This is a genomic window from Kribbella antiqua, from assembly GCF_004345665.1.
Lineage (GTDB): Bacteria > Actinomycetota > Actinomycetes > Propionibacteriales > Kribbellaceae > Kribbella > Kribbella antiqua.
Genome location: NZ_SLWR01000004.1, coordinates 76412 through 95686 on the forward strand (window position 1 = coordinate 76412; position 19275 = coordinate 95686).

Annotated in this window: 19 protein-coding genes and 1 pseudogene; 5 read left to right on the forward strand and 15 right to left on the reverse strand. The window is 67.5% G+C overall.

Going from position 1 to position 19275, the window contains the following annotated elements:
• The first annotated feature begins 7 nt into the window (after window positions 1-7).
• On the forward strand, window positions 8-436 hold the full coding sequence (locus EV646_RS12805) for a nitroreductase/quinone reductase family protein (protein ID WP_132148017.1): 429 nt from the start codon (window positions 8-10) through the stop codon (window positions 434-436).
• A 12-nt stretch (window positions 437-448) separates the two neighbouring features.
• Here EV646_RS12805 and EV646_RS38850 read toward each other — a convergent pair whose 3' ends face one another.
• From EV646_RS38850 to EV646_RS12825, 5 genes are all read right to left on the reverse strand, one after another.
• Window positions 449-607, reverse strand: a complete 159-nt coding sequence (locus tag EV646_RS38850) for a hypothetical protein (RefSeq protein ID WP_158290955.1) — start codon at window positions 605-607, stop codon at window positions 449-451.
• Window positions 608-664: 57 nt separating this feature from the next.
• Complete coding sequence (locus EV646_RS12810) at window positions 665-1177, reverse strand: hypothetical protein (RefSeq protein WP_132148019.1); 513 nt, start codon at window positions 1175-1177, stop codon at window positions 665-667.
• Window positions 1174-1752, reverse strand: a complete 579-nt coding sequence (locus EV646_RS12815; RefSeq protein WP_241995865.1) for a ribonuclease FAU-1 family protein — start codon at window positions 1750-1752, stop codon at window positions 1174-1176. Before EV646_RS12815 ends, EV646_RS12810 begins: the two co-directional genes overlap by 4 nt.
• A 152-nt stretch (window positions 1753-1904) precedes the next feature.
• Window positions 1905-3308, reverse strand: coding sequence for a class II fumarate hydratase (locus EV646_RS12820; protein ID WP_132148023.1), 1404 nt, complete (start codon window positions 3306-3308; stop codon window positions 1905-1907).
• Window positions 3309-3353: 45 nt separating this feature from the next.
• The gene (locus EV646_RS12825) at window positions 3354-4010 is read right to left on the reverse strand and encodes a spermine/spermidine synthase domain-containing protein (RefSeq protein ID WP_132148025.1); all 657 of its coding nucleotides are present in this window, start codon (window positions 4008-4010) and stop codon (window positions 3354-3356) included.
• Window positions 4011-4295: 285 nt separating this feature from the next.
• Between EV646_RS12825 and EV646_RS12830 the strand changes: the two genes are divergently transcribed.
• Window positions 4296-5126 (forward strand): hypothetical protein, encoded by an 831-nt coding sequence (locus EV646_RS12830; protein WP_132148027.1) that lies wholly within the window; start codon window positions 4296-4298, stop codon window positions 5124-5126.
• Between the two features lie 71 nt (window positions 5127-5197).
• Here EV646_RS12830 and EV646_RS12835 read toward each other — a convergent pair whose 3' ends face one another.
• From EV646_RS12835 to EV646_RS12850, 3 genes are all read right to left on the reverse strand, one after another.
• Window positions 5198-5896, reverse strand: a complete 699-nt coding sequence (locus EV646_RS12835) for an aggregation-promoting factor C-terminal-like domain-containing protein (protein ID WP_132148029.1) — start codon at window positions 5894-5896, stop codon at window positions 5198-5200.
• A gap of 184 nt (window positions 5897-6080) precedes the next feature.
• Window positions 6081-7415, reverse strand: coding sequence for a PhoH family protein (locus EV646_RS12840; RefSeq protein ID WP_132148031.1), 1335 nt, complete (start codon window positions 7413-7415; stop codon window positions 6081-6083).
• A gap of 1434 nt (window positions 7416-8849) precedes the next feature.
• Window positions 8850-9629: an isoprenyl transferase gene (locus tag EV646_RS12850; RefSeq protein WP_132148033.1), complete on the reverse strand. Its 780-nt coding sequence runs from the start codon at window positions 9627-9629 to the stop codon at window positions 8850-8852.
• A 274-nt stretch (window positions 9630-9903) separates the two neighbouring features.
• Between EV646_RS12850 and trhA the strand changes: the two genes are divergently transcribed.
• The 3 genes from trhA (at window position 9904) to EV646_RS12865 (ending at window position 12465) form a co-directional block, all read left to right on the forward strand.
• Entirely contained in the window at window positions 9904-10599 is a 696-nt protein-coding gene (trhA, locus tag EV646_RS12855) for a PAQR family membrane homeostasis protein TrhA (protein WP_132148035.1), read from the forward strand.
• 100 nt (window positions 10600-10699) lie between these two features.
• Window positions 10700-11884, forward strand: a complete 1185-nt coding sequence (locus EV646_RS12860) for a phosphotransferase (protein WP_132148037.1) — start codon at window positions 10700-10702, stop codon at window positions 11882-11884.
• A gap of 62 nt (window positions 11885-11946) precedes the next feature.
• Complete coding sequence (locus EV646_RS12865) at window positions 11947-12465, forward strand: hypothetical protein (protein WP_241995867.1); 519 nt, start codon at window positions 11947-11949, stop codon at window positions 12463-12465.
• Here the strand turns inward: EV646_RS12865 and EV646_RS40030 are convergent.
• The 7 genes and pseudogenes from EV646_RS40030 to EV646_RS12895 all read right to left on the reverse strand — a co-directional run bounded on the left by EV646_RS40030 (window position 12462) and on the right by EV646_RS12895 (window position 19259).
• Window positions 12462-12725 (reverse strand): hypothetical protein, encoded by a 264-nt coding sequence (locus EV646_RS40030; protein WP_241995868.1) that lies wholly within the window; start codon window positions 12723-12725, stop codon window positions 12462-12464. The two genes, EV646_RS12865 and EV646_RS40030, sit on opposite strands and share 4 nt — an antisense overlap.
• A gap of 94 nt (window positions 12726-12819) precedes the next feature.
• A pseudogene (locus EV646_RS40035) lies at window positions 12820-13092 on the reverse strand (hydrolase); the annotation flags it as partial.
• Between the two features lie 8 nt (window positions 13093-13100).
• Complete coding sequence (locus EV646_RS40040) at window positions 13101-13295, reverse strand: M28 family peptidase (RefSeq protein WP_241995871.1); 195 nt, start codon at window positions 13293-13295, stop codon at window positions 13101-13103.
• 96 nt (window positions 13296-13391) lie between these two features.
• The gene (locus tag EV646_RS12880; protein WP_132148041.1) at window positions 13392-15437 is read right to left on the reverse strand and encodes a M4 family metallopeptidase; all 2046 of its coding nucleotides are present in this window, start codon (window positions 15435-15437) and stop codon (window positions 13392-13394) included.
• A 252-nt stretch (window positions 15438-15689) separates the two neighbouring features.
• Window positions 15690-17660 (reverse strand): thioredoxin domain-containing protein, encoded by a 1971-nt coding sequence (locus EV646_RS12885; protein WP_132148043.1) that lies wholly within the window; start codon window positions 17658-17660, stop codon window positions 15690-15692.
• 48 nt (window positions 17661-17708) lie between these two features.
• Entirely contained in the window at window positions 17709-18734 is a 1026-nt protein-coding gene (locus EV646_RS12890; protein WP_132148045.1) for a copper resistance D family protein, read from the reverse strand.
• Window positions 18735-18938: 204 nt separating this feature from the next.
• Complete coding sequence (locus EV646_RS12895) at window positions 18939-19259, reverse strand: hypothetical protein (protein ID WP_132148047.1); 321 nt, start codon at window positions 19257-19259, stop codon at window positions 18939-18941.
• Window positions 19260-19275: the final 16 nt, after the last annotated feature.

Consider the following 19275-nt stretch of genomic DNA (forward strand, 5'->3'; position numbering starts at 1 on the left):
GGTCTGGATGAACCGGACGATGACGCGGATCGGGAACAAGATCGGTGTGTGGATGTACCGCGCGCTCGACGGGCGGTTCGCCAGTGGCAGCAAGGACGTGCACGTGCTGATGCTGACCACGCCTGGGCGCTCGACCGGCTTACCGCGGTCTACCTGTGTGCGCTACCTGGAGACGGTCGACGGGTTGCTGGTGTGGGGTACCGGGTCGGGGTCGCCGGACGATCCGGACTGGTTCCGCAACCTGCGGGCCACGCCGAGCACGGAGGTGCAGATCGGCGCCAGGCACTACCAGATGCACCCACGCGAGCTGACCGGCGACGAACGCCAGAAGGCGTGGACCGAGGTGATCCTCGCCGAGGACCCCCGCATCGGCCGCTACGCCACCAAAGCCGGCCGCCCCATCCCAGTAGCCATGCTCGAACCCGTCGAAGGCTGACCCGTCAGCACCTCAGCTGGACTGGGCTGGGACTGGGTCGGGGAGTTTGTGGAGCAGGGATTTGGCGGCTTGGAGGAGTTCGGCTTCGTTGTGGCCGAAGGCCTGGAGGTACGACCCGAGGGCGGATCGCAGTAGTCGCAGCTCCTCAGCTTGCAGCTCGATCGTGTACATATCTCCACGGTAAGACCGAACCCCGCGGTTGGAACCCCTCGTGACCCACACGTTGTGTCAGTCGCTCCAGCCCGCCGTACGGACGATGTCGCCGGCCACCTCCGCAGGCACGCGATCGTTGGTGACAGTGAAGTCCTGAATCGGCTGGTGGTTGGCGGCCTCGGCGAGGGCGGCTTCGAGGGACCAGTCCGGACCGCGGGTCGTGCGGGTCCGCTCGGCGATCAGGTCCGCCGGCGTGAGCAGCCGGACCATCTGTACGTCGCAGTCCGTCAAAGCCGAGGTGTACGCCGCCCGGAGCTCGGGCGACTCCACATGTCCGCTCACCACCATAAACTGGGCGCCGGCCTCTCGGTACGTCGTCCACACAGCAGCAAGGTTGCGGATCTTGAGCCGGTCGTGAAAGCGGAACCCATCAGCAGGTTGCGGTGGCCCGAACTGTGCGACGGCATCCAGATCGAGTACGCCGGTCAGCTGGCGCCGTGAGGTGAGCAAGCGGCCGATGGCCTGCGCGATGGTGGTCTTCCCGACCCCACCACCGCCGCTGAGCAGGAGAGCTTGAGGCACCGTCAACTGTGGAGCTCCTCGGCGATCAGAGTCGGCTGATGAGTCGTCGGTGCGGCCGGAAGGCGCCAGTCGGCCGGCGGCTTCCAAGACTGCCAGCCGTCGGAGAACGGTGAGCTCCAGGCCTCGATCTCGCGAACCGCCGCGTGTGCGTCCGCAATGATCCCCGCAGCCTCGGCAGACGTGAAGCGACCCGCGGTCACCGCGCCTTCCAGCTCGTCCTCGTCCTTCCACTCGATCGTGCGGTCCGGGCGGATCCACAGGTCGAGGACGTGATCGACCGTGCTGGTACGGCGGCCTGCCACGTCACGCTCATGTGGAGCCTCCAGGTTCACGTACCAGCCGCGGAACGTACCGTCCTCCGCCCAGAAATGCCACACCGACCAAGGCTTCCCCGGTGGCAGAACTTTCAGGATGCCGGTGCCGCGCCAGATGTCGAGTTTCAGCACCCGCTCCTCGGTGAACATCGCGACCGGACCGGCGTACCGGGTCTCCCGGCCGTCGGTCAGCACTGGTTTGATCAGCGGCGTACCGGGCGCGAGCCAAGCGACCAGTCCGTCCTCGTCGTCACGCACCACCGTCATCGGCCGCACGTTCGGCTTGTCCGCATGCCGCCCGGTCCCCTGATAGACCCATTCGATCGTCGTCCCAGGCTCCCAGAACCGCTCCGGCCCAGGCGCCCCCGCCTCAGGCGACCCCGGCTCAGGCGACCCCGGCTCAGGCCGCGCCGCCGCCGTCACGAGGAAGCCGGCCTGGTCATGGACAACACGTCGAGCGCCGCGTCCAGCTGCTCCTCGGTCAGATCGCCCTTCTCGACATGGCCGTTCTCGATCACGACCTCGCGGATCGTCTTGCCCTGCTTGAGCGCGCTCTTCGCCACCGCGGCCGCGTTCTCGTACCCGATGTAGCGGTTCAGCGGCGTCACGATCGAGGGCGACGACTCGGCCAGAGCGCGCGCGTGCTCGACGTTCGCAGTGATCCCGTCGACGCAGCGCTCGGCCAGCAGCCGGGAGGAGTTGGTCAGCAGCGTGATCGACTCCAGCAGGTTGCGCGCGATCACCGGCAGCATCACGTTCAGCTCGAAGTTGCCTCCGGCACCGGCCACGGTGATGGTCGTGTCGTTGCCGATCACCTGCGCGGCGACCATCAGCGTCGCCTCGCAGATCACCGGGTTCACCTTGCCCGGCATGATGCTCGACCCTGGCTGCAGGTCCGGCAGCGCGATCTCGCCCAGCCCGGCCCGTGGCCCCGACCCCATCCAGCGCAGGTCGTTGCAGATCTTGGTCAGGCTGACCGCGATCGTCTTCAGCTGCCCGGACAGCTCGACCAGGCCGTCCCGCGCCCCCTGCGCCTCGAAGTGATCCGCCGCCTCGGTCAGCTCCAAGCCGGTACGACGGTTCAGCTCCTCGATCACCTTGGCCGCGAACCCTGGTGGCGTGTTGATCCCCGTGCCGACCGCCGTACCACCCAGTGGCAGCTCCGCCACCCGGGGCAGCGTCGCGCGGACCCGATCCGCACCGCGACGGATCTGCATCGCATACCCGTCGAACTCCTGCCCGAGCGTCACCGGCGTCGCGTCCATCAGGTGCGTGCGCCCTGACTTCACCACCTCGGCGAACTCGGATCCCTTGTCGGACAGGGATTGCGCCAACTGCTCGAGCGCCGGCAGCAGATCCCGTACGACGCCCGCGGTGGCCGCGACGTGGATCGCCGACGGGAAGGTGTCGTTGCTGGACTGGGAGGCGTTCACGTGGTCGTTCGGATGCACCTCGGCACCCAGCTCACGGGTGGCGAGGGTGGCGAGCACCTCGTTGGCGTTCATGTTCGTCGACGTGCCCGAGCCGGTCTGGAACACGTCGATCGGGAACTCGGCGTCGTACTCCCCTGCGGCCACCTTGTCCGCGGCGGCCACGATCGCCGCGGCCTGCTGACCGTCCAGCACGCCCAGCTCGGCGTTCACCACGGCCGCCGACGCCTTGATCTGCGCCAGCGCGTGCACGAGCGCCGGCGCCAGCGGCCGGCCGGAGATCGGGAAGTTCTCCACCGCACGCTGGGTCTGCGCCCGCCACAACGCGTCCCGAGGCACCTTCACCTCGCCCATCGTGTCGTGCTCGATCCTGTACTCCACGTTGTCACCCATACCTACAAAATACGTCTCCCGGTGCCCTCGACCGGATCCCGATCCTCAGTCTGTGGAAATCGAGCCCTGATAGACGTAGTAGGTCTCGGCGCGTCCCTGCAGGTCGACCGGGACGGGCTTCACCTGGCAGGCGCCGAACACACCCAAGACGGCGGCTTCCAAAGCGGCAGAGGAAGACGACGACCAGACGGTCAGTACGCCGCCGGGTCGAAGCTTCGAGGAGCAGACTTCCAGGAACGAGGAGGTGTAGATGGCCGAGTTCTCGTTGTAGACAAGGAAGTCCGGGCCGTTGTCGACGTCCAGCAATACCGCGTCCAACGAAACATCCGGCTCCGCAGCCACCACCGCCTGTACGTCGCCAACAACAACACTCACGCGCGGTGAGTCCAGCACGGACGGCACCAGGCCGGTCCGCATCCACGACACCAACTCAGGCTCGATCTCGGCGACCACCACCTGACCCACCCGTGAGTCGTCCAGTAGCGCCCGCACGGTGTAGCCGAGCCCGAGTCCGCCCACCAGCACACGATCAGGCCGCCGTACCGACTCCAGCGCCGCCGACGCCAGCAGCTCCTCGCTCGAGGTCTCCCGGTCGTCCATCACGAACACGCCGTTCACCCGGAGCTCAAGCGCCCCGTCGTCCTCCCGCCGCCGCAGTACGAGCTCACCCCGCTCACCAACCGCCCGCGCCACTTCTGCCACCGGCACATCCTCCCCCAGCGCTTACGTCCGAAGATTCGAGGGCTATAGCCCACACATCTTCGGACGTAAGCGACAAGGTTCTCCACAGGCGGCGAAGTTGTCGGGCGAGTAGGGCGAGACTCACGGCACGTTGTCGGCGTGGCAGACAGCAGATGTATCGGACAGGAGCGATGTGGGCGATGCGCGAACTGCGTCGCGCGGACGGAGCGTGCGCGACGGCGGGAGCTGGTCGGCGATCTTGCCGCTCGGCAGGGCGGTGTCGTCTCGCGCTCTCAACTCGTCAGGTTGGGAATCACCCGATGGCAGATCGTCGCCGAACTGAGGGCCGGGCGTTGGGCTGCACACCAGAAGCAGACCGTGGCGACGCATACCGGTGAATTGACCGCCGCGGGGACATGGTGGTCAGCGATCTTCGAGGTCGGTCCAGGTGCCGCACTCGACGGGTCGACGGCCCTCAGCGCGGCAGGTCTCCGAGGATTCGAGGATGTGTTGCACGTGTCGACGCCCAAGTCCTCGCGTCCTAGACGACCACGAGACGTCGTCGTCCACGAGACCCGCCGCCGGCAGCCCGGCGATGTGATCGAGGTGGGTCTGCCGCGGGTCCGCCCCGCGATTGCTGCCGTCAGGGCCGCGCTGTGGGCACGCTCGGATCGACAGGCCGCACTCGTCCTTGCGATGTCGGTACAGCAGCGCATCACGACCCCCGTCGCCCTGGCCGAGGCGTTCTCCGCCGTACGACGGCATCGTCGCCGGACGTTCATCCGCCAGATCCTGGATGATCTGGCGAACGGCGCACAGTCGATCGGCGAGCTGGAGTTCGCACGCCTCTGCCGGATGTACGGCCTTCCGGAGCCCGACCGGCAGACCCGGCGGCGCGGGTCCGATGGGGTGATCCACCTGGATTCATCCTGGTCGCCGTATGGCGCCGTCGTGGAAATCGAAGGTCTCCACCACCTGGAAGCGGCACAAGCTCTCGCCGACGCCAGTCGGCAGAACGAGCTGACTCTGGACAACGACCGGGTCCTGCGGATTCCAGTCCTCGGACTCCGCATCTCCCCCGACCACTACATGGCCCAGGTTGCCCGCCTCCTCCGCGCCGGAGGATGGCACGGCTGACGACATAACGTCCGAAGATCCGAGGGCTATAGGCCACAGATCTTCGGACGTAAGCAAGGGGTGGTAGGGCGTCAGTACCAGCCCTTGGCCTGGCTGTGGGCCCAGGCGTCGCAGGGCGAGCCGTAGGCGTCCTCGATGTAGTCCAGGCCCCACTTGATCTGGGTGACCGGGTTGGTGCGCCAGTCCGAGCCGTACGCCGCCATCCGGACGCCGGGGAGCGCCTGCGGGATGCCGTACGCCGAGGAGGTCGGGTTGTCGGCGTTGACGCGCCAACGGGACTCCTTGGTCCACAGCTTGTCCAGGCAGCTGAACTGGCTCTCGCCCCAGCCGTGGTCGGGCAGGAGGTTCATCGCGACCTCCTTGGGCGTGCCCTCGAGCTTCTTCCGCTCCGCGTCCCGGCTGGCGCGCTCCTCGCGGGAGTTCTCGTCGGCCTTCTGCAGTGCCTTGTACCGCCTGAGCGCCGCGTTCTTGGCGGCCCGCTTCACCGCGGCCTGGTCCTGCATCGTCTTCCGGGCCGCCTCGACGGCCTCGATCTGGTTCCGCAGCCGGATGACCTCCTGGGCCTGCTGCTCGACGGTCAGCGGCTTCGGCGACGGGGTCTTGGCGGCGCGGGCCTTCTCGCTGTTCAGCACGGCCATCTCGGCCCGCCCTGACACCTGGTCGGAGGCCACGCTGCTCCCGGGGGAGCTGAAGAGGTCGATACCGGCGACAACGGAGACGACGGCGATCCCAGTAACCGAGAGAGCCGCGACGGAGCGCTTCGCTTTCATCTGTCCTTCCGAGAAAACCCGACCCCCGTCGGCTGCAACGAGAACATACTCTGGCCTAAACGGACCGTGATCACAAGCAGGTCACAATGAACGGTGCGGCCGCCTGCGTGGCGGCCGCACCGGGTAGTGCAGAAGTCTTACCTGAGCTTTACAGACTGCAAATACCGTTCAGTAAGTACGCTCCTTACAGCTGGACGTCGTCCAGCATCTCGGTGACCAGCGCGGCGATCGGGGACCGCTCCGAGCGAGTCAGGGTCACGTGCGCGAACAGCGGGTGGCCCTTCAGTTGCTCGACCACCGCGACCACGCCGTCGTGCCGGCCGACCCGCAGGTTGTCCCGCTGGGCGACGTCGTGGGTGAGCACCACCCGCGAGTTCGCGCCGACCCGGGACAGCACGGTGAGCAGCACGTTGCGCTCCAGCGACTGGGCCTCGTCCACGATCACGAAGGCGTCGTGCAGCGACCGGCCGCGGATGTGGGTCAGCGGCAGCACCTCGAGCATGCCGCGGTCCATCACCTCGTCGATCACGTCACCGCTGGTCAGCGCGCCCAGCGTGTCGAAGACGGCCTGCGCCCACGGCTGCATCTTCTCCGACTCCGAGCCGGGCAGGTACCCGAGCTCCTGGCCGCCGACCGCGAACAGCGGCCGGAACACGACCACCTTCTTGTGCTGCCGCCGCTCCATCACCGCCTCGAGCCCGGCGCACAGCGCGAGCGCCGACTTGCCGGTTCCGGCCCGGCCGCCGAGCGAGATGATCCCGACGTCAGGGTCCAGCAGCAGGTCGAGCGCGACCCGCTGCTCGGCCGACCGGCCGCGGATCCCGAACGCCTCACGATCGCCGCGGACCAGCCGGATCCGCTTGTCCGGCATCACCCGGCCGAGCGCGCTGCCGCGGTCCGACAGCATCACCAGCCCGGTGTGAGTCGGGAACTCTCCCGCCTGTGGGAGCTCCAGTACGCCGTTCTCGTACAGGTCGTCGACGTCCGCCGTACTGACCTCGAGCTCGCTCATCCCGGTCCAGCCGGACTCCAGGGTGAGCTCCGCGCGGTACTCCTCGGCCATCAGGCCGCAGGCCGACGCCTTGACCCGCATCGGCAGGTCCTTCGAGACCAGCGTGACGTCCTTGCCCTCGGCCTTGAAGTTGCAGGCCACGGCCAGGATGCGGCTGTCGTTGTCGCCGAGCCGGAAGCCGGCCGGCAAGGTCTCCGGGTCGGTATGGTTCAGTTCGACCCGGAGGGTTCCACCCTTCTCCCCCACTGGCAGGGGTGCGTCCAGACGTCCGTGCAATATCCGGAGCTCGTCGAGCAGTCGCAGCGCGGTGCGGGCGAAGTAGCCGAGTTCCGGGTGATGCCGTTTGCCCTCCAATTCGGTGACGACGACCACCGGGACGACCACCTCGTGCTCGTCGAACCGCAGCATCGCGTGCGGGTCGCTCAGGAGCACGGAGGTGTCCAGCACGAAAGTGCGCTGGGCCGGTGTGGATGAGGTACTTGACGCCTTGGCGTGGGTGGCAGCCATGTCGCACGTCCTCTCGGGCCGCGACGTGCACCACGCCCGGCCCACCAGTGGTTAAGTGATGGACCGGGAGCTGGCCCCGGGGTCTGGTGCAGACCCCGTCCGTTGCGCCGCACGAGCGACAACGGGAACCAGTGAGATCGAGACGGTACGTCTCGGGCACTCCGTTCTGCCCCTCATGGGGCAACCGGCTGGCGAACGATTCTCAAGCTGATCGGGCCTCCCGGACAGCCGGCTTCCCCTCCGACCGTCACTGACGAGGGTAGGTCGGCCGCACAACTGGCGCAGCCCGACACGCCCGTCCGCGGGGTTAACGGCTCGTTACACCTTGTCCACACCTCCGAGGGAGCCCAATCACTCTCCGGAGTGATCCGGTACGACGTACGCCGCGACAGGCTGCTGCCATGCGAAGAAACTGGCCACAGCTGACCGGCTACGCGACCGCGCTCTGGTCGCTGACGTACGGCGTACTCGGCCTCTACTGGTCACTTGGTGGAGCCGGCTATCCGTTCGCCGAAGTGACCGATGATCGTGCGTCCGGCTCGATCCTGGAGGGCACGCCCGTGGACGTCGTGGCGCCGATCATGGCCGCGCTCGGGGTCGGCGGCGCGGTGCTCGCGATCGTGATGACGAGGACGCGCCGGCCACGCGGCTGGGCGCTGCAGGCGATCGCCGGGGTCCTCGCCATCGGTCTGGCGCTGGTGATTCCCGACTACACGCTGATCGCGATCGTTGCCCTGTCCCCCGCGCTGATCGTCTTCGCGTTCACCGGCGTACCAGGTGATCAGGGCAGTGTCGGCGACATCCTGTACTGGCACCGCGTCAACCTGGTGATCGTTTTCGTCGGCGGCCTGCTCTGGGCGGCGACCGCGATCGCATACCACCGCCGCAGCCGCGACGCCTGCGTCTCCTGCGGGCGCAGCGATCGGTCCGCGCCAGTCTGGACGACACCAACAGAAGCACTCCGCTGGGGGCGCTGGGCCGTCGCCGTCGCGGTGGTGGCCAACCTTCCCTACGAGTTCACCCGAGTGGCCTGGTACTTCGGCTGGCCGCTGGGCATCAGTGACGACTTCCACCGGATGATGGCCGAGACCCCGGGCATGCTCGAGATGGGCTTGGCGCTGGCCGTGATGGGGGTCGGCGGCGGGATCCTCACCCACGGCCTGGTCCACCGGTGGGGCGAGGTCTACCCGCGGTGGATCTGGTTCAAGGCGGGCAAGCGGGTGCCACCCCGGCTGGCGATCGTGCCGGCGTCGCTGGTGGCCGTCGTACTGATTCCGGCCGGTCTGATGAACGCCCAGCTCCCCCTCGACGGCGACAACTGGGCCGTGAACGGACCAGGCATCCTCTGGATCGTCTGGGGAGCCGCACTCGGTACGGCGACGTACGCCTACTATCTGAGGCGCCGTACGACGTGCTCCCGGTGCGGGCGGGGTGTCACGTCCCGAAGCGGCGCTCTCGTTGCGCGTAGCTCCGGATCGCGCGGAGGAAGTCGACGTGCCGGAAGTCCGGCCAGAGCGCCTCGCAGAAGTAGAACTCGCTCAGCGCGCTCTGCCACAGCAGGAAGCCGCCCAGCCGCTGCTCACCCGAGGTACGAATGACGAGATCCGGGTCCGGCTGGCCCTTGGTGTACAGGTGGCGGGCGATGTGCTCGACGTCGACGTGCTCGGCGAGCTCCTCGATCGAGATGCCCTTCGCCGCCTCCTCGAGGAGCAACGACCGGACAGCATCGGCCAGCTCGCGGCGGCCGCCGTACCCGACAGCCACGTTCACGAGCATTCCCTCGACGCCCTGGGTCGCCGTCTCGGCCGCCTTGAGCGTCTCGGCAGTGGCGCCGGGGAGCAGGTCGAGCGCGCCGACCGGGTGGATCCGCCAGCGGCCGATCGCGGTCAGCTCCTCGACCGTCTGCTCGATGATCCGCAGCAGCGGCTCGAGTTCGTCGGCCGGGCGGCTCAGGTTGTCGGTGGAGAGCATCCAGACCGTGACGACCTTGACCCCGACGTCGTCGCACCAGTCGAGGAACTCGGTGATCTTGTTCGCCCCGGCCTCGTGGCCGCGCGACACCGGGTCGCCGGCCGCGCGGGCCCAGCGCCGGTTGCCGTCGATGATGACGCCGATGTGCCGCGGGATCCGGTCCGGTGACAGGGACCGGCGCACTCGACGCTCGTACAGCGTGTACAAGGCATCGCGCAGCTTCTGCTTGCCTGGTGTCCGCATGGGCAGGGTGCTCTCCTCAAAGACTCTCGGTCCCGAGGCTAGCCCAGAATCGGCGCCTCACGTGAGGCCTTCAGCGAGCTCACAGCGAACTCACCAGGACATCGAACTTTTGCCAGAGTTCGTTCGTCGGACACGCGAGGGGAGGTGTGCCAACGGGTGATCTCGCCTACATTTCATTCTTATGGACCATTGAACCTACGCGTCCGTAGGTTACGGTTTCGTAGGTACGCACGGCAGAGGCACCACCGCTCCGGCACCCCTCGAAAGGACGGCGATGACCGCTACCAGCCGCCAGCCACAGGAACTCGGTCACCGGCTGTCCGGCCGGCTCGGGCCGCTCAAGCCCAAGCTGCGCGGCTGGCTGCATGCCGGCACCTTTCCGTTCGCCACCGCCGCCGGCATCGTGCTGATCTGCCTGGCCCCCGGTGCGAGCGCGCGCTGGGCGGCCGCGGTCTACACGCTGGGCGCGATGCTGCTGTTCGGCATCTCCGCGCTGTACCACCGGTTCTACTGGGGACCGGCTGGTGAGGCGATCCTGCGCCGGCTCGACCACAGCAACATCTTCCTGCTGATCGCCGGCACCTACACGCCGCTCGGCATGGTCCTGCTGCACGGCAAGGACCGGATCCTGCTGCTCAGCATGGTCTGGGGTGGCGCCCTGCTGGGCATCCTGTTCCGGATCTTCTGGGTGCACGCGCCGCGCTGGCTCTACACCCCGATCTATCTGGCGCTGGGCTGGGTGGCGATCTTCTGGATGGGCGACTTCTACCACCAGGGCGGCGCCGCGGTCGTCACCCTGATCGCGGTCGGCGGCGGGCTCTACTCGATCGGCGCCGTCGTCTACGGCACCAAGCGGCCGAACCCGTCACCGCTCTGGTTCGGCTTCCACGAGATCTTCCACGCGTTCACGGTGGCCGCCTTCATCTGCCACTACATCGCGGTGAGCATCGCGACGTACCGCGCCGGTTGAGGGCGGGCTGACTTTCCGGCACCTCCGTGCCAATACTGAAGACTGGCTGAAGATCTTCCCGCACGATGGGCAGTAGACATCGTTTGGGGGGAACACAGCCATGATCACCGCTCTGGAACCACTCGGCCGCGACGCGCTGTCCGAGGACGACTTCGCCGCACTGGTCCGGACCATCACCGGTCATCCGGAGGCCGATCCGGGCGAGGTCCGGGTCGAGCCGGTCGACTACCCGATCGGCACGCCGAGCACCGAGGCCCTGCTCCGTCTCTTCGGTACGGCGACGCTGCCCACTGGAGCACCGGAAACGGACACCATCGCCTGGTCGTGCTTCGTGAAGAAGTTCCAGTCCGTCCGGCACTGGGCGTTCCTCGAAATGGTGCCCGAGCCGCTCCGCGAGTCCTTCATCCAGAACGTGCCCTGGCAGCTCGAGATCGCCGTACACCGCAGCGGCATCGCCGGCCTGCTTCCCGATGGGATGCGTTTGCCCAGGGCTTACCGGATCGACCTGTACGACGACGATCGTGGCACGCTGTGGATGGAAAACGTTGACCAGGAGCCGGGTCCGTGGCCGATCGAGCGCTTCGAGCGCGCGGCCTACCTGCTCGGCCGGCTGTCCGCCCGTCGCCAGCCGCACATGGTCGAGCCGCTGCTCCCCCGCGACGGCATGGCGGCTCCTGGTGTGGCTCTGCGGTACTACACGAACGGCCGGGTCATGCGGGCCGCGCTGCCGGCCATCGCCGACCCGGAGACCTGGCGGAACCCGCTGCTGGCGACCGCGATCTGCAATGTCGGCGACCACAGACTGCGTGACGATCTGCTCGAGTTGGGGGCGCGGCTGCCCGCCGTACTGGATGGGCTGGACGCGCTGCCGCAGTGTTATCAGCACGGGGACGCGAGTCCGCAGAATCTCCTTGTCCCGAAGGAGAATCCGGACGAGTTCGTGGTGATCGACTGGGGCTTCGACTGTCTGCAGGCGGTCGGCTTCGACCTCGGTCAGTTGCTGATCGGGCTCGCACATGCCGGGGAACTGGCGCCCGAGGCATTGCCGATGATCCACAAGCTGATCCTCAAGGCCTTCATGAAGGGGCTGGCCGAGGACGGGATGCATGTGACCGAGGAGCAGGTGCTGTACGGCTACCTGGGTTCGCTGGCGGCTCGAGCCACCTTCACCGCGCTCCCGCTCGAGCAGATCAGCCAGCCCGGCGACGCGGCGACGCTGGCGATGTTCGAGGACCGCGTCGTACTCACGCGCACTCTGGTGGATCTGGTCTCGACTGTGGTCTAACAACAACATTTCAGCCGTGTCACAGCTGCAACGAATCGGGTCCCTGCGTGTATCCATGGGGCGTGAGGAACCAACGCTTCGTAGTGCTGGCAGCAGTCGCGGGACTCGTCCTGACCGGCTGCGGTGACGAGTCCGGTGGTGCCGGCAGTACGCCGTCCAGCACCACCCCTACCACGACTCCTACGCCGACGACACCGACGGTGACGCAGTCGACGCCGGTGAGCGCGGGCCTGCCACTGACGGTCACCAGGACCGGCGGCTTCGCCGGCTTCGACGACCAGGTGGTGATCGATGCGGACGGCATCGCCACAGTGAGCTCACGGGGCAAGGACCCGGTCCGCTGCAAGCTCGACCCGAGCCTGCTCGCGAGCGTCACCACGGCCGCTCAGCAGGTCGACTGGGCCGCCCTGCAGTCGACGAAGCCGACCACCAAGCACCCCGACGACATGATCGTCGCGGTCACGGTGAGCGGAAAGACCGCCCGGCTGGAGGACCCGAAGCTCAAGCCGATGACGGCCCCGGTGAGCAAGCTGCTCACCGAAGCCGCCATCCCGCCAGGCAAACTCTGCAAGCCGGTTTAGCCAGCCGTCAGGGCAACGTCGTCGATGACGAAGCTGGTCTGCAGGGACGAGTCTTCCTGGCCGAGGAACCGCACGGTGACGGTTTTCCCCTTGTAGGCAAGGACGTTGAACGTCTTCTGCACGTACGACGAGTTGCGGTCGAGGTTCGAGTACGTCGCCAGTGTGGTGGTCGTGGCACCGTCGACGATCTGCACCTTGACCGTGTCGTAGACCGTCGACGAAGTCGTCTCGGCCGTGTCGATCCGGATCCACAGCGACAACGCAGCGGCTGTCGCTGTCGTTCCAGATCATGTGGCCGATGGCGTCGATCTGGCGGTCCAGCGACGTCAGGTTCAGGTTGTTGATGTTGTCGCAGGACCGGTGGTAGCAGGAGTCGAAAGCGCTTCCTGCAGTTCCGCCCCACTTCGCGGCTTGAGCGGACGTCTTTGTCCCCTCGGCACCGGAAAACGTTCCCGCGGTGGGGATGCCGAGCGACCTGAAGGCGGCGTGGTCAGAGCGACCCTGGACGTCGATGAACTCGGTCTGGATGCTTTTGCTGGTGAAGTACGCGACCAGATCGTCACGGGCGCCGTTGCCCGCCGGATTGTCGTCGTACACGAAGTAGCCCGGGTTCGGCGACGCGATCATGTCGAAGTTCAGGTAGAGCTCGACCTTCTCGCGCTGGCGGTGGGCAGGTTGTTGACGTAGTACTTCGAGCCGAGCAGGCCGAGCTCCTCGGCACCCCAGAAGCCGAATCGCAAACGATTCCTGGGGGTTTGGCCACTGGCGGCGTAGGCGAGGGCGGTTTCGAGTACGCCGGCGCTGCGTCCGGGGTACAGGAATTTACGCATGGGGCGGGGACTCCTTTGGCCTCAATCAAAGGAAAATCCGGGGCGCGGGCCTGGGCGGAGGCCACGCGCCCCGGACGGTGGGTTACCGCGGGTGGGTCAGCCCGCGGTCAGCGAGGTGTCATCGACCACGAAGCTGGTCTGCAGTGACGAGTCCTCGTTCATCAGGAACTTCACCGAGATCGTCTTGCCCTTGTAGGCGGTCACGTTGAAGGTCTTCTGCGTGTAGGTGGTGTTCTTGTTCAGGTTCGAGTACGTCGCCAGCGTCGTCGTGGTGGAACCGTCGACGATCTGGATCTTGGCGGTGTCGTACACGGTCGAGGTGGTCGTCTCGGCGGTGTCGATCCGGATCCAGAACGACAGAGTCGCGCTGGTCGCCGACGCCGGGATGGCGACGGACTGGGCCTCGTTCTCGGTCGACGTGGTGCCGTTGCCGCCGAGCCACATCTTCCAGCTGCCGGTGCGGGCCGGACGGCCGGTGTTGTTGGTGATCGGGCCGGAGGTGCCGGTCCAGTTCACCGCGCCGGACTCGAAGCCCGGGTTCAGCAGCAGGTTGCTACCGGTGGGCGGCGGCTCGGTGCCACCACCGCAGGCCGCCGCTCCGGCCGGGACGGAGATGCCGCTGAACGCGGCCTCGATGCCCTTGCACTGGGCGGAGTCGGCGCCGTACAGCTCCTTGGCCGAGTTGATCGCGCCTTCACGGGCGTCGCGGTAGGTGCTGCCCGAGCTGAGCTTGGTGCTCAGCGTGCGGTACCAGACCTTGGCGGCTACATCGCGGCCGACACCGGCGATGGTGGCGCCGTTGCAGGCGGTGCTGCTGTGCGTCACGCCGCCGATGACCTTGCTGCCGGTGCCCTCGGAGGCCAGGTAGAACCAGTGGTTCAGCGCGCCGGACGAGTAGTGCGGGTCTAGGCCGCCGGTGCTGGTCGACCAGCAGTCCACGCTGCGGCCGTCCTTCGACGGCTTGTCCATGTAGCGCAGCGGGGTGCCGTTCCCGTTGATGTTGATCTTCTCGCCGATCAGGTAGTCACCCGGGTCGGACGAGTTGTTCGCCGAGAACTCGACCATGGTGCCGAAGATGTCGGAGTTCGCCTCGTTCAGGCCGCCTGCGTCACCCGAGTAGTTCAGGTTGGCAGTGGCCTGGTTGACGCCGTGGCTCATCTCGTGGCCGGCCACGTCGATGGACGTCAGTGGGTGCGTGTTGCCCGATCCGTCGCCGTACGTCATCTGGGTGCCGTCCCAGAACGCGTTCACGTACGCGTTGCCGTAGTGCACCCGGGAGCGGGCGCCCTGGCCGTTGTTGAAGATGCCGTTCCGGCCGTGGGCGTTCTTGTAGTAGTCCCAGGTGAGCTGCGAGCCGTAGTGCGCGTCAACGCCGGCTGTCTGCCGGTTCGACGCTGTGCCGTCGCCCCAGGTGTCGTCCGAGTCGGTGAAGAGTGTGCCGTTGCCGGACGTCGCACCGTTGAGGTCGGTAGTGTTGTTGCCACCGCGACTCGGGTCGCTCAGGGAGTAGCTGCCCGAGGTGCCGATCGACACGGTGCCGGAGTACATCGAGTTACCGGTACCGGTCTCGATCTCGTCGTTCTGGTCGAGCAAGGCGCCGGACTTCGCATCGATGTAGGAGTGCAGTACCGACGGGGTCTGGTCGGGCTTGACGCCGGTGGTGACGACCTCGTACGCGAGCACCGGCTTGGTCGGAGTGACGAAGACGACCAGCGTCCCCTTGTTACTGGTGGCCTTGAACTTCGCCGTCTTCGCGCCCGTGGCCAGGGCGGCAGCCTCGGACAGCGTCGGCTTGGTCGAGACCCCAACGGCCTTGGCGCCGCGGTTGTAGGTCACGTGGCTGATCGATTGGCCGTTGCGCTTCACGATCATGTCACCACCGACGACCTTGAGACCGTTGTAGGTGCGGTCGTAGCGGACGAACTCGGTGCCGTCGGCATCCTTGACCACGTCACGGACCTTGAGCACCTCGCCACCTGCGAGCCCGAGGGCGGCGGCCGTTTGCGCGGTCAGCGCTTGTTCGGCCTGGACAGCGGCCTGCCAGTTGAAGCCGGACGCTGGGAGCGGAGCCGTACGATCCGCGGCTCCCGCGGGCGAGCTGGTGAACGCCCCGGCGAGACCTGCTGCCGCGACAATTGCCACCGCCCCTGCTGATGTCAGTCGTTTCAAGACAACATCTCCTCACGGTGTGGTCGCTGTTTGGGCTCAGCGACCGAATTCAGTTGGGGACGCCGGATGCTGACGCAAAAGTGCCATTACTCAGTTGTGACACTCTGTGTCGAGACATGCGAGATCTGTTACATCCGACTGTGTGGGAGGACTCTTGCCCTCACCGGGCGCCGCGTCAAGGGATTCTCGCGAAACGACAGGGAAAACCCGCACTGCCCGCCGTTGTCAGTCCGCGGGTTTCAGCGTCCGTCGAAGGTCTTCCGGCAACACGACAGGCAGCTGGCAGGTGAACTTCTGACACACGTACGCCGCCGGGCGGTCGTTGACCAGGTCCCGGCCGGCCATCAGCGGTACGTCGAGGCCGGGGGCGCCGTGGACGATCGCCGTACCCCAAGGAGCGGAGCTGAACGCCGTCCGTCGCAGCTCTGCGGATTCTCCGACGATCGCGATCTCGAGCGGGCCGGAGGCGATCGTCTCGGCCACCGCGAGGGCCCGGCCGGCGAAGCGGGGTGCACGGGCTGCGATGGCGGCCGAGGCCTTGAGGGCCTGCTTGGCGGCGGTCTCGTACCGGACTGATCCGGTCAGGCTGGCCAAGGTCGTGAAGGCCTCGGCGGCCAGGCTCACGCCGGACGGGCTGGCGTTGTCGGTGGGATCCTGCGGTCGCCAGACCAGCTCCTCGGCATCGGCGGCCGTGTCGAAATATGAGCCGTCGGCAACAAACTGCTCAATCACCCGGTCCAGAAGGCCTTCTGCGGTCTTGAACCACTCGATGTTGCCGGTAGCACCTAACAGCGTGAGGCAAGCTTGGGCGTACGACGCGTAGTCCTCGAGCACACCGTGGGCAGTACCGACCGCGCCGTCCCGTGAGGTCCGGTGGAGCTTGTTGCTGGTGTCGATGTGGACGTCCCGGACCAACCTGGCCGCGGCTTCGGCGGCTTCGACGTACTCGGGCCGGTCCAGAATGACGCCGGCTCTGGTCAGGGCGGTGATGGCGAGTCCGTTCCAGGCTGCGACCACTTTGTCGTCGCGGCCGGGGTAGGTGCGCCGGCTCCTGACTTGCTTCAGCGTCGCCCGGATCTGCTGCCACCGCTCGGGATCGTCCGGGTCTTGGCGAAGCTGCAGGACGCTTGAGCCGTGCTCGAAGGTGCCGGTGACGTCACACAGGTCGATGACCCACTTGGCGTCGTCGGGGTTGAGCGCTTCGTGGAGTTGCTCCGGCGTCCAGACGTAGTACTTGCCCTCCTCGCCCTCGGTGTCCGCGTCGAGGGCCGAGGCGAAGCCGCCTTCGTCGGTGCAGAGCTCGGTGAGGAGGAAGTCGGCGGTCTCCTCGGCGATCCTTCGGGCGAGCGGGTCCCCGCTGACGGTCCACCAGTGGGTGTAGACGTCGAGCAGGAGGGCGTTGTCGTACAGCATCTTCTCGAAGTGCGGGACGATCCACTGGCCGTCGACCGAGTAGCGCGCGAAGCCGCCGGCCAACTGGTCGTACATGCCGCCGCGGGCCATCCGCTCGCACGTCTTCGCGACCATGTCGAGGGCATCTTCGGAACCGGTGCGGCGATGGTGGCGCAGGAGGAAGTCGAGCACCATCGACGGCGGGAACTTGGGGGCGGACCCGAAGCCGGCGTCCACCGGGTCGAAGTCCACCTTGAGCAAGGCGGCTGCTTTCTCCAGGTCGACGGTGGCGCTTTGGGGCGGTTGCTGTGCTCCGAGTTGCTCGACCACGCGCCGGCCGATGCCGTCGATCTGGTCGCGCTTGGTCCGCCACGTGTCGACCAAGGACGCGAGTACCTGCTGAAACGACGCCATCCCGGCGCGCGGCTCGGCCGGGAAGTACGTGCCGCAGAAGAACGGCTCGGCGTCCGGGGTCAGGAACACCGACATCGGCCAGCCGCCCTGACCGGTCATCGCGACCGTCGCGGACATGTAGATCGCGTCCACGTCCGGGCGCTCCTCGCGATCCACCTTGATACTGACGAAGTGCTCGTTGAGGTAGGCCGCCGTACGCTCGTCCTCGAACGACTCGTGCGCCATCACGTGACACCAGTGACACGCCGAGTACCCGACCGACAGGAACACCGGCACGTCCCGCTCCCGCGCCTCCGCGAACGCGGCCTCCGACCACTCGCGCCACGCCACCGGGTTGTCCGCATGCTGCCGCAGGTAGGGGCTGGTGCTCCGGCCAAGCTCGTTCGCCATGACTCCACCGTAAGCGGAGTCCCGCCGAACTACGCTCCGCCCCCGTGGTCAGACGGTCTGTGAGAGGGCGACCGACAGGCCCAGGGTGAGGGCCATGATGAAGAGTTCGGTGCCGACGAGCTGCCAGAATCGGTTGCCACCTTCAACCAAGTCGCCGATCGCGTGGCGGCGGTGCAACCAGCCGCCGATGATCAAGAGCAGGAACGCGGCTGTCTTGGCCAGGAGGAGCACGCCGTACGCGTCGGACGTGAGTACGTCGAAGATCGAACCCCAGCCACCACCCTTGGCGGCGAGCCGGCCGGCGGCGCTGATCAGGCCGCTGACGAGGAGGGCGATCGACGAGATGACGGCGACCTGGTTGAACCGCTCGAGCACGATCGCCAGGCCGCCGCGGCTGGCCCGTCCGTACCGGACCAGGCCCGCGAGTCCGCCGATCCAGGTGGTCGCCGCGATGACGTGAATGACCAGGAAGGCACCGGCGAGGACGACGTACGACTCATTCCGCGGGTACGCCGTGACCGCGGGCGGGATGAGCGCCGCGATCGCGACCAGTACGCCGAGCCCGGCCGCCGACGACGTCTGGACGCGGCGGATGCCAATCGCCAGCGCGACGACCAGGATGCCGGTGATCAGCAGCGCCTTGACCTCCGGTACGCCGAGAGCGTCGTCCAGCCGGAGGTACAGCAGGTTGACCGGGGTGTCGAGCAGGACCGCAGCGGTGACGATCGCGCCGGCGAAGGCGGCCACCGCCCAGACGATCGCGGAGTTGCTCGCGTCGCGGACCGCCCGGCGGCCCTGGACGCCCAGCGGGCCGCCTTCGATCCGCAGCAGGACGACCGCGGCGAGCAGGGCACCCGCACAGCCGACGGTCGCGAAGTTCGAGATCAGCCGGAAGAAGGGCAGCAGCCAGGCGATGAAGAGGCTCGGCCCGCCGATCCCGCCGGTGTCATGCGGTTCGCTGTTGGCCGCGAACAGTGCCACCACCAGCGCCACCAGGGCGATCAGCACCGCACTTGCGCCACCCGCGACCAGACGCCCGGGCATGCGATGCCGGGCGGCGCGGGTTCCGGTCACAGAGCGTCCCCGCCCTCGGCACGATTCAACACGCGGCTCACTATAGGGTCAGCCGGCAGTGGGCTGCCCAGTCCGACACCATCTCGTGATCACGCCGTCGCGAACGGTCGTGCGATTGTGACGTACGGCAACTTCCGGAGCCGTTGCCATTGGCATCGACCGGCTTCGGACCTTACCCGGCTCGGAGTGCGCCGGGGTGCCGGCTCAGCTCGGCGAGTGTGCCGGGGTGTCGCCGTTGGTCTTGGAGTCAGTCGGCTTCGGGGCTGCGTCAGTCGTCTTCGGGGTTTCCGGCGGCGCGGCATCGCCAGCCGGGGCCGGTGAGCTGTCCGCCGTCGGCGGGACGGCGGACTGTGCTGGGTCGTCCGCACTGCCGTTCTCGACGTCGAAGTCGATCTTCTTCAACTGCTTGCCCATGTTGCGCCACAGCAGCACCGTGGCGGCACCGAGAGCGAGCACGATCAGCAGCGCGACCCAGCCGGGGCGCACCGAGTTCGGGTCGATCTCGGCCGCCGGAAGGAACGTCATCGCTGTCACCCCACCA